Here is a 13,930-nt window from a genome sequence, read left to right as displayed (position 1 = left end):
AATAATTAATTTGTCGAGCGCGGTGGACGACGGTCCCCGTCACGACGTGGCGGACGGCTTTCGCGAGGTGGACGGCTTTCACGTGCTGCCTTCCGTTTCGCTTCGTATGCCTCACGCTCTTCAGGAGACAATCCTTCTAAGATGAGCGCTTTTCGTGATGCGTTGACACGACCTTTGTCATCGATTTCAGTGACTTTGACTTGAATCGCATCGCCAAGCTTCACAACATCCTCGACGTTTGCGACACGCTCAAGGCTGAATTCGGATACGTGTACGAGTGCATCTTTCCCTTTGAATAACTCGACGAATGCGCCGAATTTCTCGATGCGACGTACGGTAGCATCGTATACTTCACCGACGACGACTTCACGGACAATGTCACCGATCATAGACATGGCAAGATCGATTCCTTCTTGGTCCGTCGAGGCGATGAAGACCGTACCATCTTGTTCGATGTCGATCTTGACGCCCGTTTGGTCGATGATGCTGTTGATCATCTTCCCACCTGGTCCGATGACGTCGCGGATTTTATCCGGATTGATTGTCATCGTCACAATCTTCGGTGCGTATTTCGACAATTGTGTACGTGGTGTATCCAACGTCTCAAGCATGTGGTCAAGAATGTGTAAACGACCGACACGTGCCTGTTCAAGCGCTTCTTCTAGAATTTCACGCGTGATTCCGGCAATCTTGATATCCATTTGAAGGGCAGTGATCCCGTCTTTCGTTCCAGCTACTTTGAAGTCCATATCCCCAAGGTGGTCTTCAAGTCCTTGAATATCTGTCAAGACCGTGTAATGCTCACCTTCCATGATAAGACCCATGGCAATCCCAGCGACTGGCGCTTTGATTGGCACACCTGCATCCATCAATGCGAGTGTCGACCCACAAATCGAAGCTTGTGAACTTGAACCGTTTGATTCGAGTACTTCTGAAACGAGACGAATCGTATACGGGAAGTCTGCTTCTTTCGGAATAATTGGAAGAAGTGCACGTTCACCGAGTGCCCCGTGACCGATTTCTCGACGACCTGGTGCACGGACAGGACGTGCTTCACCGACTGAGAACGGCGGGAAGTTATAGTGGTGCATGAAGCGTTTGTTCTCTTCTAGACCGATTCCGTCGATGATTTGCGCATCACCGATGACACCGAGAGTCGCGACCGACATGACCTGTGTTTGACCACGTGTGAAGAGACCGACACCGTGTGCGCGTGGGAGTAATCCGACTTCTGACGCGAGCGGACGAATCACGTCTGGACGACGTCCGTCTGGGCGGACTTTTTCGACCGTGATCAAACGACGGACTTCATCTTTGACGAACTTGTTCAAAATCCCTGAAACTTCACCGAGTTTCGATGGCTCGTCAGCAAGACGTTCTTCATACATCGCGACATATTTCGCAATCACTTCGTTGATGGCTTCGTCACGAGCATGTTTCTCTTCCACTTGAACCGCTTCTACGATTTCAGGACGAGCTGCTTCGAGTTCAGCAGTAAGCGCCTCATCGTATTTCGAGACCGTGTATTCGAATTTAGGTTTTCCGACGGCTTCTACGATTTCTTGTTGGAATGCGATCAAACGCTTGATTTCTTCATGTCCAAACAAGATCGACTCGAGCATGATGTCCTCAGGCACTTCGTTCGCACCTGCTTCAACCATGTTGATGGCTGTCGATGTCCCTGCAACTTGAAGTTCAAGGTCCGTTTTCTCCAACTGAGCCGTCGTCGGATTGATGACGAATTCACCGTCTACACGTCCGACTGTCACGCCAGCGATTGGACCGTCAAACGGTACATCTGAAATCGAGAGCGCGATCGATGTTCCTAGCATACCCGCCATTTCAGCCGAGCAATCTGGGTCGTTTGACATGACGTAAATCATGACTTGAATGTCATGACGGAATCCGTCTGGGAAGAGCGGACGAATCGGGCGGTCGATGAGACGTGATGTCAAAATCGCGTTTTCACCCGGGCGACCTTCACGGCGAAGGAAACCACCTGGAATTTTACCGACCGAGTAAAGTTTCTCCTCATAGTTGACCGTCAATGGGAAGAAGTCTAAATCTTTTGGTGCTTTTGAAGCCGTCACTGTCGCAAGGACAACCGTATCTCCATAACGCACGAGTGCCGAGCCGTTTGCTTGCTTCGCAAGTTGGCCGACCTCTACAGACAGTGGGCGTCCGCCCCACTCTGTAGAGAATACTTGTTTCGTACCTAACATGTACATTCTCCTCTCAAACCTTATCTAGTTTATTATGTAACTCATTCCAACGAATGTCTAATCATTTTCCTTAAAAAAGAAGAAACGGACTAGGACGTTGTCCCAGCCCGTTAAACAGTCTCAATCGATTAACGACGGAGACCGAGGCGTTGAATCAATTCACGGTAACGTGTAACGTCCTTGTTACGAAGGTACGTAAGCAAGTTACGACGACGTCCAACCATTTTCAAGAGACCGCGACGTGAGTGGTGGTCTTTCTTGTGTGTACGAAGGTGGTCGTTCAATGTGTTGATTTGTTCAGTCAACACAGCCACTTGTACTTCCGGTGAACCTGTGTCACCTTGTTTTGTCGCGAATTCCGCGATAATTTCGTTTTTACGTTCTTTTGAGAGTGCCATTGCCTCTCCACCTCCATTTAATGAAAAATTGCCGCGTTGCCGAGCCGACGTTGGTGAATCGACCAGCCAAGCGAAGCGGTGTACTTTGCGTACTTGACAAGGATAGCGTACCCGCTCTTGAAAGTCAAGATAGGATTGAACGAGCTGCCACCTCATCTTCTTTTAGTTGAGCGACCAATGCATCCAACCCATCGAACGCGCGTTCATTCCGAATATATTGGATCCACTCGATTTCGATGACTTGTCCATATAAATCCTCGGAGAAGTCGAAGAGATGGCTCTCAACAGAGACCGATCCCGTCTCATAAAACGTCGGACGACGTCCAACATTCGTCATCGCGTGGAACATCCGTCCGTCCGGTAGCGTGACTCGAGTCGCGTATACGCCCAATCGTGGCATGACGTACGAAGCGTCCATCAACACGTTCGCAGTCGGGAAACCGATTGTACGCCCTCTCGCATCACCGTGAATGACTTCGCCACAGATCACGTATGGCGTACCGAGGAGTTCATGTGCGGCATCGACCTGTCCCTTTGCCAAGAGTTTACGGATGCGGGTAGATGACACTTTTTCCCCATCCATCGTCTGCTCTGTGACAACAGACGTCGTGAATTGGTCACGCGAATGGTACGGAAGTGTCTCCATCGTCCCTTCTCCAAACTTTCCATACGAGTAATCAAAACCAGCTGTCACGTGCACGGCTCCGGCACCGATCAAATAATCATCGACAAACTGTTGCGGGGACAAATTGGCCAATTCTTTTGTGAATGTCAAGACGAGGCAACGCTCTACCCCGAGCGCTTCGATGCGCTTCAGTTTCCGGGACAGCGGTGTAATATAGCGGACCGCATCCGGTTTATTGGAGAGTACTTGTTTCGGATGAGGATCGAACGTGACGACCGTCACCGGCAGGTTGTGCTCCGCTGCCACGCGTTTGGCATGATTGATTACAGCTTGATGCCCTTTATGAACACCGTCGAAGAAACCGAGTACCATAATGGATGGATACACGTCGGGTGTTTCTGGATAAGTGAGATGTTTTGTTTCCATACTGTCAAATTCCCCCTTAGTCGATAGCCAACATGACCTCGACTGTAGCGTCTGTCGTTCCTTCTTGTCTTCGATATAAAGCAAGAGGGATTCCTTCTTCATTATAGACAGTAAATAACTCAAATTCGAGCGAAACGCCGTTCAGCTTCCCGCCGTTGCGAATATAGCGTTCCCGATTCTTTGGAATGGTGATCATTGGCCAGCGTTTGATCACATCTTCGAGAGGAATGACATGCGCCATTCGCTCCTCGACCGTTTCAAGTGTTTGAAGCGTTCCGAGTGTTACCGCGGTCGCTTCATCAAACGTTCCTGAGCTCGTCCGTCTGAGTTCGCTCATATGGGCAGGGTAACCGAGTTTCTCCCCAATCTGAACGGCGAGCGTTCGAATATACGTCCCTTTCCCACAGTCGATTTCCATTCGGAATCGACAGACGTCCGCTTCGAATATCAATTCACTCGTCCGCTCCAGACGATGAATCTCGACCGTCCGCCGAGGTCGTTCGACGGTCTGCCCTTTCCGAGCATACTCGTACAACTTCTTCCCATTTACTTTGACCGCCGAGTAGTACGGCGGGATTTGTTCAATCCTCCCTGTCAATTGGCGCATCGCCTCGTCAATCCGGGTTGCATCCAAATCGTTCGGTGTGACTGACTTCTGCGCGACGACCTCGCCATGCGCGTCCTCGGTCATCGTGGCGGTACCAATCGTCACCTCGGCCACGTAACGCTTCCCTTCATCTGTGATAAAACGTGACAGCTTCGTGGCGCGCCCTAAACAGATGGGCAATACGCCTGTCACTTCCGGGTCAAGCGTACCTGTGTGACCGACCTTTTTCGTCTGGAACAATTTTCGTAATTTAAATACGCAGTCATGACTCGTCATGCCAGCATCTTTATCGAGTACGAGCACTCCGTTCGGTTCCAATTTCATCCCTCCATATAAAAAAAGGGAGAACGACGTCTCCCCTTTCAAATTATTAATCTTTGTTCAAATCACGAATCAACGAATCGATATGGCTACCATATGCGACTGAAGAATCATATTCAAACGAGATCTCTGGTGTTTTCCGAAGACGGATGCGATTCCCGATTTCGCGACGGATAAACCCTTTCGCCTTATCGAGACCAGCTTGCGTTTCTGCTTTCACATCTTCCTCATCACCAAGCACCGTATAATAGACTGTTGCTTGCTGTAAGTCACCTGTCACATCAACGCTCGTAATCGTAGCGTTTTTTGTACGCGGGTCACTGACTTCCCGTAACAAGACATCTGTTATTTCTTTACGCATTTGCTCGGCAACACGTTGGGCACGAATTTTCATACGTGATCCCTCCTCACATTATTTACGTTCGACTTCTTTCATGACGAACGCTTCAATGACATCGTCTACTTTGATGTCATCAAATTTCTCTACTTTAATCCCACACTCATAACCAGTCGCAACTTCTTTCACGTCATCTTTGAAACGACGAAGCGTATCGAGTTTACCTTCGTAAATCACGATTCCGTTACGAATGACACGGACACCGGCGTCACGTGTGATTTTACCTTCTGTCACATAACAACCTGCAATCGCACCGACTTTCGAAACTTTGAAGACGTCACGGACTTCGACTTGACCTGTGATTTCTTCCACGAACTCTGGGTCAAGCATCCCTTTCATCGCGCTCTCGATTTCTTCGATTGCATTGTAGATGATGCGGTGGAGACGCATTTCAACGTTCTCTTGTTCCGCCATCGAACGTGCGTTTCCATCAGGACGGACGTTGAATCCGATGATGACAGCATTCGCAGCTGAAGCGAGGATGACGTCACCTTCCGTGATTGCACCGACACCTTGGTGAACGATGTTAACTTTGACGCCTTCGACATCAATCTTGCGGAGTGAACCAGCCAATGCTTCGGCTGACCCTTGAACGTCTGCTTTGATGATGACGTTCAAGTCTTTCACTTCACCTTCTTGAATGCGGCTGAACAAATCATCAAGACTTACTTTCGCCGACTCACGACGCTGTGACTCAAGGTAACGTTGGTAACGTTTTTCCCCGATTGCACGTGCTTTCTTCTCATCTTCGAAGACGATGAACTGGTCACCCGCTTGTGGAACGTCGTTCAAACCAGTGATTTCAATCGGTGTAGATGGTCCGACTTGTTTCACACGGCGACCGATATCGTTGACCATCGCACGGACACGACCGAACGTGCTACCGACGACGATTGAATCTCCGATTCGAAGTGTACCGTGTTGAACGAGAAGTGTCGCGACCGGTCCACGTCCTTTGTCGAGTTTCGCCTCGATGACTGAACCACGAGCTGGCATGTCTGGTGTCGATTTATATTCTTCGACTTCAGAAACGAGAAGAATCATCTCGAGCAATTCATCGATCCCTTCGCCTTTGATGGCAGAAATCGGAACGAAGATTGTTTCGCCGCCCCACTCTTCAGGGATGAGACCGAACTCTGTCAACTCTTGTTTGACACGGTCAGGGTTTGCCCCTTCTTTGTCCATTTTGTTGACTGCCACGATGATTGGAACGTTCGCTGCCTTGGCGTGCGAGATTGCTTCCTCTGTTTGTGGCATGACGCCATCGTCAGCCGCAACGACGATGATCGCGATATCTGTCACTTCGGCACCGCGGGCGCGCATCGTTGTGAAGGCTGCGTGACCTGGTGTATCGAGGAATGTGATTTTCTTATCGTTGACTTCAACTTGGTAAGCACCGATGTGCTGCGTGATTCCGCCCGCTTCTCCTGCGACGACTTTCGTGTTACGAATCGAGTCAAGAAGTGTCGTTTTCCCGTGGTCGACGTGACCCATGATGGTAACGACAGCTGGACGTTCTTCAAGGTCATATTGTGAGAAGTCGATCTCAACTGTTTCAAAGTCTGTCTCATCGACAACAACTTCTTTTTCAACCTCAAAGCCGAATTCTGCAGCGAGTAATTCAACCGTTTCATCATCAAGCGTTTGGTTGATAGTTGCCATGACACCGAGACCCATCAACTTCATGATGATTTCGTTTGGCTTTTTGTTCATTTTTGAAGCAAGGTCAGACACGCTGAGTACATCGTCATACTTGATGACGTTGCCCATCTCTGCCTCTTGCGCGAGACGCGCTGCTTTACGCTGACTTGTCTTCGAGTTTGGATCGGCTTCTTGTGGCACAGCCGCTTTTACCGGCTTGCCTTTGCCTTTCCCTTTTCCACGTTTTTTATTGCGTGGGTCGTTGTTTCGGTTGTCGTTACGATTTTGTCCACCGCGATTGTTTTGACCACCACGGTTCTGTTGTCCCGCTTGTGGACGTGGCGATTGTGCTTCTTTTTTCTCTTGCTTCGGCTCATTCGATGTTGACGTCGCTTTCGCTTCCGCTTGTTTTTCAGCACGATATTTTTCAGGATTGAACACACGGTCCAATTGTTTTACCGTTTCCTCATCGAGGACGGCCATATGGTTTTTCACCGGTTTGTTCAATTTTTCTAATTGAGTAATGACTTGTTTACTCGTTACATTCTGTTCTTTTGCAAATTCATAGACGCGTTTTCCCAAAGCATCCACCTCCGTTAATAGTTAAGAGAGAAGTTGCTTAAGCTTGTTCGCAAATCCGGATTCTGTCACCGATACGACGACACGCATGTCTTTACCGAGTGCAGCCCCGATTGTATAGCGATCGCTCACTTCAATCAATGGCACTTGATAAGACGCACATTTGTCAGTGACTCGTTTTTTCGTCGAGGCACCTGCATCTCCGGCTAGAATGACGAGCTTGGCACGACCCGCTCGTACATCCTTTAATACAAACTCTTCTCCCATCGTTACTTTCCTCGCTCGAGCAGCAAGGCCTAACAATGATTCCCACTGGCTCATGATTCGCCACCTGCGACAGCTTTCAACTGTTCATACAAGTCGTCGCTCGTCTTTACTTTCAAGTGATGGTCGAGCGTCCGTTTTTTCTCTGCTTGACGGACGACTTCGATATCTTTTGATAAGTATGCGCCACGACCGTTCACTTTACCCGTCTGATCGATGACCACGTCACCTTCAGGCGTCCGAACGACACGAATCAATTCTTTTTTCGGGAGCATTTCTTGTGTGACCACACACTTACGCAAAGGAAGTTTCTTTTGCTTCATGGTCATTCCTCTTCTTTCACCGCAGTCATTTCAACTGTAGCATCTGATAAGTCTTGTTCTACTTCATTTTGAACAATTTCTGGTTCTGATTCAACTTTTTCAGCGAACGTATCGAACAAATCAAGTGCTTCGGCATCCGTTTCACTCTTGATATCGATTTTCCATCCTGTCAATTTCGCAGCGAGACGGGCGTTTTGACCACGTTTCCCGATCGCGAGTGACAATTGATAGTCCGGTACGACGACTGTCGTCGATTTTGCTGGCTCGTTGACATATACCGCAACGACCTGAGCCGGGCTGAGTGCATTACGAACGAACTCTTTCGGGTCTTCAGACCAACGGACGATATCAATTTTCTCGCCGTTCAATTCGTCGACGATTGTTTGAACACGTTGTCCTTTCGGTCCGACACAAGCGCCGACTGGGTCGACGATATCCGAATGTACAGCGATTTTCGAACGGTCACCCGCTTCACGCGATACTGACATCACATCAACTGTTCCGTTTGAAATCTCTGGAACTTCGAGTTCGAACAAACGGCGCAAAAGTCCCGGATGCGTACGCGAAACTTGAATCGCTGCACCTGAACCTTTCGTCGTTGAATCTACTTTTGTCACGTATACTTTGATGCGATCATGAATTTGGTATGACTCGTTCGGCATCTGTTCATTCGGTGTCAATACAGCTTCAATGTTGTTTTCGAGACCGATATACAGGTTGCGTGGGTCAAAACGCTCCACGATCCCTGTCATGATTTCATCTTCTTTGTCAGCGAAGTGGTTGTAGATGCGTTCGCGTTCCGCTTCACGCATCTTCTGTGTGACGACTTGTTTTGCCGTCATCGCCGCGACACGTCCGAAATCACTCGGTGTGACTTCTTCTTTATGGAAATCGCCGAGCTCATAGTTCGGATCGATTTCATGTGCTTCTTCGAGTGAGAGCTGTTGGTCCGGTTGCGTGAGGCGCTCTACGACTTCTAACAAAGCGTAGACACGGATATCCCCCGTCACCTGATCAAACTCGACTTTCACGTGCTCGTTCGGGTTCGCCACGTTGCGGCGATACGCAGAAATGAGCGCTTGTTCGAGTGCATCGATAATGATATTTTTGTCGATTCCTTTTTCTTTGGCAATCTGATCGATTGTAGTGAGTAATTGTGGACCCATCTTCTTCCCTCTCCTTAACTAAACGTGACCGCTAAGCGGGCTTGTGCAATTTTGTCAACCGGTAGCGATACCGCTTTTTTTCTTGTCTTGATGCGTGTCTCGATCACGACCGTTTCCCCATCATATGCCGTCAAAATTCCTTCAAACTCTTTGGCACCATCGATCGGAGCGAACGTTTTCATGTAGACATTTTTGCCTACCGCACGTTCAAAATCGCTCGGCTTTTTCAGCGGACGCTCCGCACCAGGACTCGAGACATCAAGATAATAAGCCTGTTCAATCGGATCGGTTTCGTTTAGTTTTTCCGAGAGCTGTTCATTGATATTGACGCAATCGTCCAAATCGACGCCCCCCGGCTTATCGATATAGACGCGCAAGAACCAGTCTGGACCTTCCTTAACAAATTCCACATCGACCAATTCCATGTTTTCTCGTTCTACGATCGGCAACGCAATCGATTCAACGACTTCTGTTATTTTGGACACTCTCATCCCTCCTTCTGGCTTTTACATACAAGAAAGGAGTAGGGTTCCCTACTCCTTTCCGTCGTAGTATCCAACTTTGTTCGATACTAATATATCATATTTTCCCGATAAATCGCAACTTACACCCCAAAATCAAAGAATGAGAGTTGGTTCTCATCAGGCAGACCTTCGAGACATTTCATCGTATCGAGTGTCTCGATGACCGTTTTCGAAAGTTTCGCACGTTTCCGCAAATCTTCTTTCGAAAGGAACTGTCCTTCTTCCCTTGCTTCGACAATCGCTTTTGCCGCATTCGTTCCCAGTCCATCGACCGCGTTGAAAGGTGGAATCAGCGTATTGTCTTCAATCAAGAACTCTGTCGCACTCGACCGATACAAGTCGATGTTTTGGAACTTCATTCCCCGCTCGAGCATTTCGAGCGCAAGTTCGAGGACCGTGTGTAGCCCTTTATCCTTCGCTGTCGCATCGAACCCTTTTTCTCGAATATCCGACATCGCCTTACGAACGGCCTGGGGACCTTTGATCATCGCGGATAAGTCAAAATCTCCCGCTCGAACGGTAAAGTACGTCGCGTAGTACAGAATCGGATGATGTACTTTAAAGTATGCAATCCGGACCGCCATTAACACGTAGGCAGTCGCGTGTGCTTTCGGGAACATGTACTTGATTTTCTTACAAGACGAGATATACCATTCCGGCACGTCATTCTCTCGCATCTCGGACTCCATCTCTTCCGTTAGCCCTTTCCCTTTCCGGACGGATTCCATGATTTTAAAGGCGAATGACGGTTCGAGGCCCGCGTAAATCAGATAGACCATGATGTCATCTCGACAACCAATCACATCCTTCAGTTCGCACGTCCCGTTATAAATCAATTCGTTCGCGTTCCCGAGCCAAACGTCTGTTCCGTGGGATAGACCGGAAATTTGAACGAGCTCCGAGAACGTCGACGGTTTTGTCTCTTCAAGCATCTGACGAACGAATTTCGTCCCGAATTCTGGAATCCCGAGCGTCCCGGTTTTCGATTCAATCTGTTCTGGTGTCACCCCAAGCACTTCTGGTGAAGAAAAAATCTTCATGACTGTCGGGTCATCTGTCGGAATCGTCTTTGGATCGATACCAGACAAATCCTGTAACATCCGGATGACGGTCGGGTCATCATGCCCGAGAATATCAAGTTTCAATAAGTTGTCATGGATGGAGTGGAAGTCGAAGTGAGTCGTCTTCCATTCAGACGAATTGTCATCCGCCGGATATTGAATCGGGGAGATATCCGCGATGTCCATATAGTCCGGTACGACGATGATACCCCCTGGGTGTTGCCCCGTCGTCCTTTTTACACCGGTGACCCCAGAAACGAGACGGTCGACTTCGGCGTTCCGGTAAATCTTATCGTTCTCGGTCGCATAGCCTTTCACGTATCCATAAGCCGTTTTGTCGGCAATCGTTCCGATTGTCCCGGCACGATAGACGTATTCTTCTCCGAACAGTACTTTTGTATAGGCGTGGGCATGCGGTTGATATTCACCTGAGAAGTTCAAGTCGATATCCGGTACTTTGTCCCCTTTGAAACCAAGGAATGTCTCGAAAGGAATATCATGACCGTCTTTTTTGTACCACGTGCCGCACTCCGGACACTCCTTGTCTGGCAAGTCATACCCCGAACCGACCGATCCATCATTAAAGAAATGTGAGTGCTGACAGTTCGGACAGACGTAGTGAGGCGGTAGCGGGTTGACTTCAGTGATTTCCGTCATCGTTGCGACGAGACTCGACCCGACCGACCCCCGCGAACCGACCAGATATCCATCATCGAGTGATTTTTTAACGAGTTTATGCGAAATCAAATAAATGACGGCGAACCCGTGACCGATAATCGATTTGAGCTCTTTCTCAAGACGCGCCTCCACGATTTCAGGCAACTCGTCTCCATAGATGGAGCGAGCCATGTCGTAGCTCATATTCCGAACCTCATCATCTGCCCCTTCAATTTTAGGTGTGTACAAATCATCCGGGATGATTTGAATCGACTCAATCTGATCGGCGATTGCATTCGGATTCGTGATGACGATTTCACGCGCTAAATCGTCACCTAAAAACTTGAACTCTTCCATCATTTCTTTTGTCGTCCGGAAGTGCGCATGTGGTAATTCCTTACGCGTATTGATGAAGTTTGCCCCACCTTGTGTACGAATCAAGATTTCGCGATAAGACCGGTCGGACCGATCTAGATAGTGCACATTCCCTGTCGCACAAACCGGTAACTCGGCCTTCTCGGCGACACGAATGATGCGCTTAATGATTTCGCGGAGTTCTAATTCATTCGTCACAATCTCTTTGTCAATCAAATGGTGGTAGAGTGCCGGGGGATGAATCTCGATAAAGTCATAAAATGACATCATCTTCTCGAGTTCATCATCCGACTTGTTCAAGGCGGCGTCAAAAATCTCCCCGTTATCACAAGCCGAACCAATCAATAATCCTTCTCGCCGTTTCACAAGCTCGGAACGTGGCATGCGTGCCATCCGATACAAGTAATCGATGTGAGATAAGGAGATGAGCTCGTATAAATGACGAAGTCCTGGCTTTTTGTTTTTCGCGTAGATGGTCGCATGGAACGGACGAATCTTCGACACGTCACTGCCGACTTTCGCGTTCAACGAGCGATGTGTCGTCATTTCGAACATCTGCTTAGCGAGATCGAGTAACTTCATGAGCAAATACGCCGTTGCTTCCGCATCGTAAATGGCACGGTGATGTTGTGTCAGTTCGATATCGAATCGCTTCGCGAGTGTATTGAGTCGATGATTCTTCAACGTCGGCATCAACGTTCGAGCAAGTTCGAGCGTGTCGATGACCGGGTAATCGTCCGGTTCATGCCCACCACTACGGAGTGTCGCCTCGAGGAAGCCCATGTCGAATGACGCGTTATGGGCAACGAGAATGCTGTCGCCACACCACTCGACGAACTGTTTCGTGATCACTTCCGGGTCCGGTTGACCTTGGACCATGTCATCCGTGATCCCTGTCAATTCGATGGTGGTCGCTGACAAGTCATGTTTCGGGTCGGCGAACGCCTCAAACCGGTCAATGATTTCTCCGTCCTTGATTTTAACCCCAGCGAGTTCGATGATTTTATTGTAGACGGCAGAAAGTCCCGTCGTCTCGACGTCGAAGACGACGTATGTCGCATCATCCAATGCCACATCGGTCGCATGATAAGCGACAGGGACACCATCGTTGACGACGTTCGCCTCGACTCCGTATAACACTTTGATATCATTTTTCTTCCCGGCATAATACGCTTCCGGGAACGCCTGAACTCCAGCATGGTCGGTTATGGCAATGGCACGGTGTCCCCATTTTGCGGCACGAGCGACGAGCGACGAGACATTTGTGACGGCATCCATTTGGCTCATCTGCGTATGCGCGTGAAGTTCGACGCGTTTCTCACCTTCCCATTCGTCACGTGGTGGTTCTACTTTTACTTCTTGAAGTTGAGATGCCATCATACATAGTTCGCGCATGAACGAATCATCTTCGACCCGACCGGCCGTTTGAATCCACATCCCTTTTTTGACGGCACTAAGCATACGGTCGTCATCGTCATCGCGTGCAAATACCTTCACAATCAATGAGTCTGTGTAATCCGTCATCTTGAACGTGAATAGTTTCTTACCACTCTTCAACTCTTTGCGCTCTGCTGAGAAGACGAGTCCACGAATCGCGACACGTCGTTCTTCCTCGATAATCGTCTTGATTGGGACAATCTCATCTTTAATGAGCGCACCCATCCGGATTTCTGTAATCGGTTCGTCGTTCGTTTCTGTTGCCTTGGCGAATTGGGCAGCCAGTGCCATTTTCGCTTGTTCGATATCTTCTTGAACGACCTGTTCGCGAAGGGCTTGATTTGCCTCAGCGTCTTCCGAAAATTGAGCCTGACACGGTTTTTTCGTGAACCCATAGGCACTATAGAGCGCCTGTACTTCTTGACAGAGCTCTTTGTCCACATAACTCGCCTCAGGTGCGGAACGCACCGGAATCATAAGTTTGTTCTGCTCGAATCGTGGCGAAACGGAGCCGAAATAATTGCGCATCGCGCCAGATACTTGGCTCAACTCGCTGACGATTCGTGGCCAATAGTCGATATAGTCTTGTTCGCTCCCACCCGCTACTGTCGAGAACCGAGCGTACACCTCATCCGCAAACGTTGCATAACGGCTTTCTAGTCGACTCATGAACAATTGATGCACGTCGTATGGCAATACTGCTGGAAATGAAAAATAGAACGTCCACGTCCGTCGCTTCTTATTGACGACGAGTCGTGAGAGTTCGGCCTGATCAAACAGGTCCGTCTCGGTCGTGATCCCAAGGTCACTTAATAATAATTGCATCTTTTGATTTGCTTCCACGGGTCCGTCTTTCCCCCTTTATGCCAATTCGACAAATGAAGGTGACCGCTTCCGCTGTCACCTT

General features: G+C 48.9%; 11 protein-coding genes. All 11 read right to left on the bottom strand.

All coding sequences use genetic code 11. The features are described 5' to 3' along the window. Window positions 1–5: 5 nt before the first annotated feature. The 11 genes from pnp to GVY43_RS02330 all read right to left on the bottom strand — a co-directional run bounded on the left by pnp (window position 6) and on the right by GVY43_RS02330 (window position 13,866). Window positions 6–2,222: a polyribonucleotide nucleotidyltransferase gene (gene pnp / locus GVY43_RS02380; RefSeq protein WP_159562109.1), complete on the bottom strand. Its 2,217-nt coding sequence runs from the start codon at window positions 2,220–2,222 to the stop codon at window positions 6–8. Window positions 2,223–2,350: 128 nt separating this feature from the next. Beyond that, window positions 2,351–2,620 (bottom strand): 30S ribosomal protein S15, encoded by a 270-nt coding sequence (gene rpsO / locus GVY43_RS02375; protein ID WP_074037213.1) that lies wholly within the window; start codon window positions 2,618–2,620, stop codon window positions 2,351–2,353. Window positions 2,621–2,744: 124 nt separating this feature from the next. Further along, complete coding sequence (locus GVY43_RS02370) at window positions 2,745–3,671, bottom strand: bifunctional riboflavin kinase/FAD synthetase (protein ID WP_159562108.1); 927 nt, start codon at window positions 3,669–3,671, stop codon at window positions 2,745–2,747. Between the two features lie 16 nt (window positions 3,672–3,687). Next, on the bottom strand, window positions 3,688–4,602 hold the full coding sequence (truB, locus tag GVY43_RS02365) for a tRNA pseudouridine(55) synthase TruB (protein WP_236548914.1): 915 nt from the start codon (window positions 4,600–4,602) through the stop codon (window positions 3,688–3,690). A 46-nt stretch (window positions 4,603–4,648) separates the two neighbouring features. Beyond that, on the bottom strand, window positions 4,649–4,993 hold the full coding sequence (rbfA, locus tag GVY43_RS02360) for a 30S ribosome-binding factor RbfA (protein WP_159562106.1): 345 nt from the start codon (window positions 4,991–4,993) through the stop codon (window positions 4,649–4,651). Between the two features lie 18 nt (window positions 4,994–5,011). Further along, complete coding sequence (infB, locus tag GVY43_RS02355; protein ID WP_074037217.1) at window positions 5,012–7,219, bottom strand: translation initiation factor IF-2; 2,208 nt, start codon at window positions 7,217–7,219, stop codon at window positions 5,012–5,014. A 21-nt stretch (window positions 7,220–7,240) separates the two neighbouring features. Then, window positions 7,241–7,537 carry a YlxQ family RNA-binding protein gene (locus GVY43_RS02350; protein WP_015881428.1) on the bottom strand — a complete coding sequence of 99 codons (297 nt, stop codon included), beginning with the start codon at window positions 7,535–7,537 and terminating at the stop codon, window positions 7,241–7,243. Then, window positions 7,534–7,809 carry an RNase P modulator RnpM gene (gene rnpM / locus GVY43_RS02345; RefSeq protein WP_193343251.1) on the bottom strand — a complete coding sequence of 92 codons (276 nt, stop codon included), beginning with the start codon at window positions 7,807–7,809 and terminating at the stop codon, window positions 7,534–7,536. The genes GVY43_RS02350 and rnpM overlap by 4 nt, the downstream gene beginning before the upstream one ends. Further along, entirely contained in the window at window positions 7,806–8,969 is a 1,164-nt protein-coding gene (nusA, locus tag GVY43_RS02340; RefSeq protein ID WP_159562105.1) for a transcription termination factor NusA, read from the bottom strand. The genes rnpM and nusA overlap by 4 nt, the downstream gene beginning before the upstream one ends. A 14-nt stretch (window positions 8,970–8,983) precedes the next feature. Then, on the bottom strand, window positions 8,984–9,460 hold the full coding sequence (rimP, locus tag GVY43_RS02335; RefSeq protein ID WP_193343250.1) for a ribosome maturation factor RimP: 477 nt from the start codon (window positions 9,458–9,460) through the stop codon (window positions 8,984–8,986). A gap of 113 nt (window positions 9,461–9,573) precedes the next feature. Further along, window positions 9,574–13,866 (bottom strand): PolC-type DNA polymerase III, encoded by a 4,293-nt coding sequence (locus GVY43_RS02330; RefSeq protein ID WP_159562104.1) that lies wholly within the window; start codon window positions 13,864–13,866, stop codon window positions 9,574–9,576. Window positions 13,867–13,930: the final 64 nt, after the last annotated feature.

Source organism: Exiguobacterium sp. 8H, from assembly GCF_902506255.1.
Taxonomy (GTDB): Bacteria; Bacillota; Bacilli; order Exiguobacteriales; family Exiguobacteriaceae; genus Exiguobacterium; species Exiguobacterium profundum.
This window is presented reverse-complemented; position numbering and strand designations above follow the sequence as displayed.

What these genes read in the sequence shown, in the direction of transcription:
- pnp (WP_159562109.1), bottom strand. Translation starts at nt 2,222, where the DNA reads ATGTTAGGTACGAAACAAGTATTCTCTACAGAGTGGGGCGGACGCCCA.
- rpsO (WP_074037213.1), bottom strand. Translation starts at nt 2,620, where the DNA reads ATGGCACTCTCAAAAGAACGTAAAAACGAAATTATCGCGGAATTCGCG.
- GVY43_RS02370 (WP_159562108.1), bottom strand. Translation starts at nt 3,671, where the DNA reads ATGGAAACAAAACATCTCACTTATCCAGAAACACCCGACGTGTATCCA.
- truB (WP_236548914.1), bottom strand. Translation starts at nt 4,602, where the DNA reads ATGAAATTGGAACCGAACGGAGTGCTCGTACTCGATAAAGATGCTGGC.
- rbfA (WP_159562106.1), bottom strand. Translation starts at nt 4,993, where the DNA reads ATGAAAATTCGTGCCCAACGTGTTGCCGAGCAAATGCGTAAAGAAATA.
- GVY43_RS02350 (WP_015881428.1), bottom strand. Translation starts at nt 7,537, where the DNA reads ATGAGCCAGTGGGAATCATTGTTAGGCCTTGCTGCTCGAGCGAGGAAA.
- rnpM (WP_193343251.1), bottom strand. Translation starts at nt 7,809, where the DNA reads ATGACCATGAAGCAAAAGAAACTTCCTTTGCGTAAGTGTGTGGTCACA.
- nusA (WP_159562105.1), bottom strand. Translation starts at nt 8,969, where the DNA reads ATGGGTCCACAATTACTCACTACAATCGATCAGATTGCCAAAGAAAAA.
- rimP (WP_193343250.1), bottom strand. Translation starts at nt 9,460, where the DNA reads ATGAGAGTGTCCAAAATAACAGAAGTCGTTGAATCGATTGCGTTGCCG.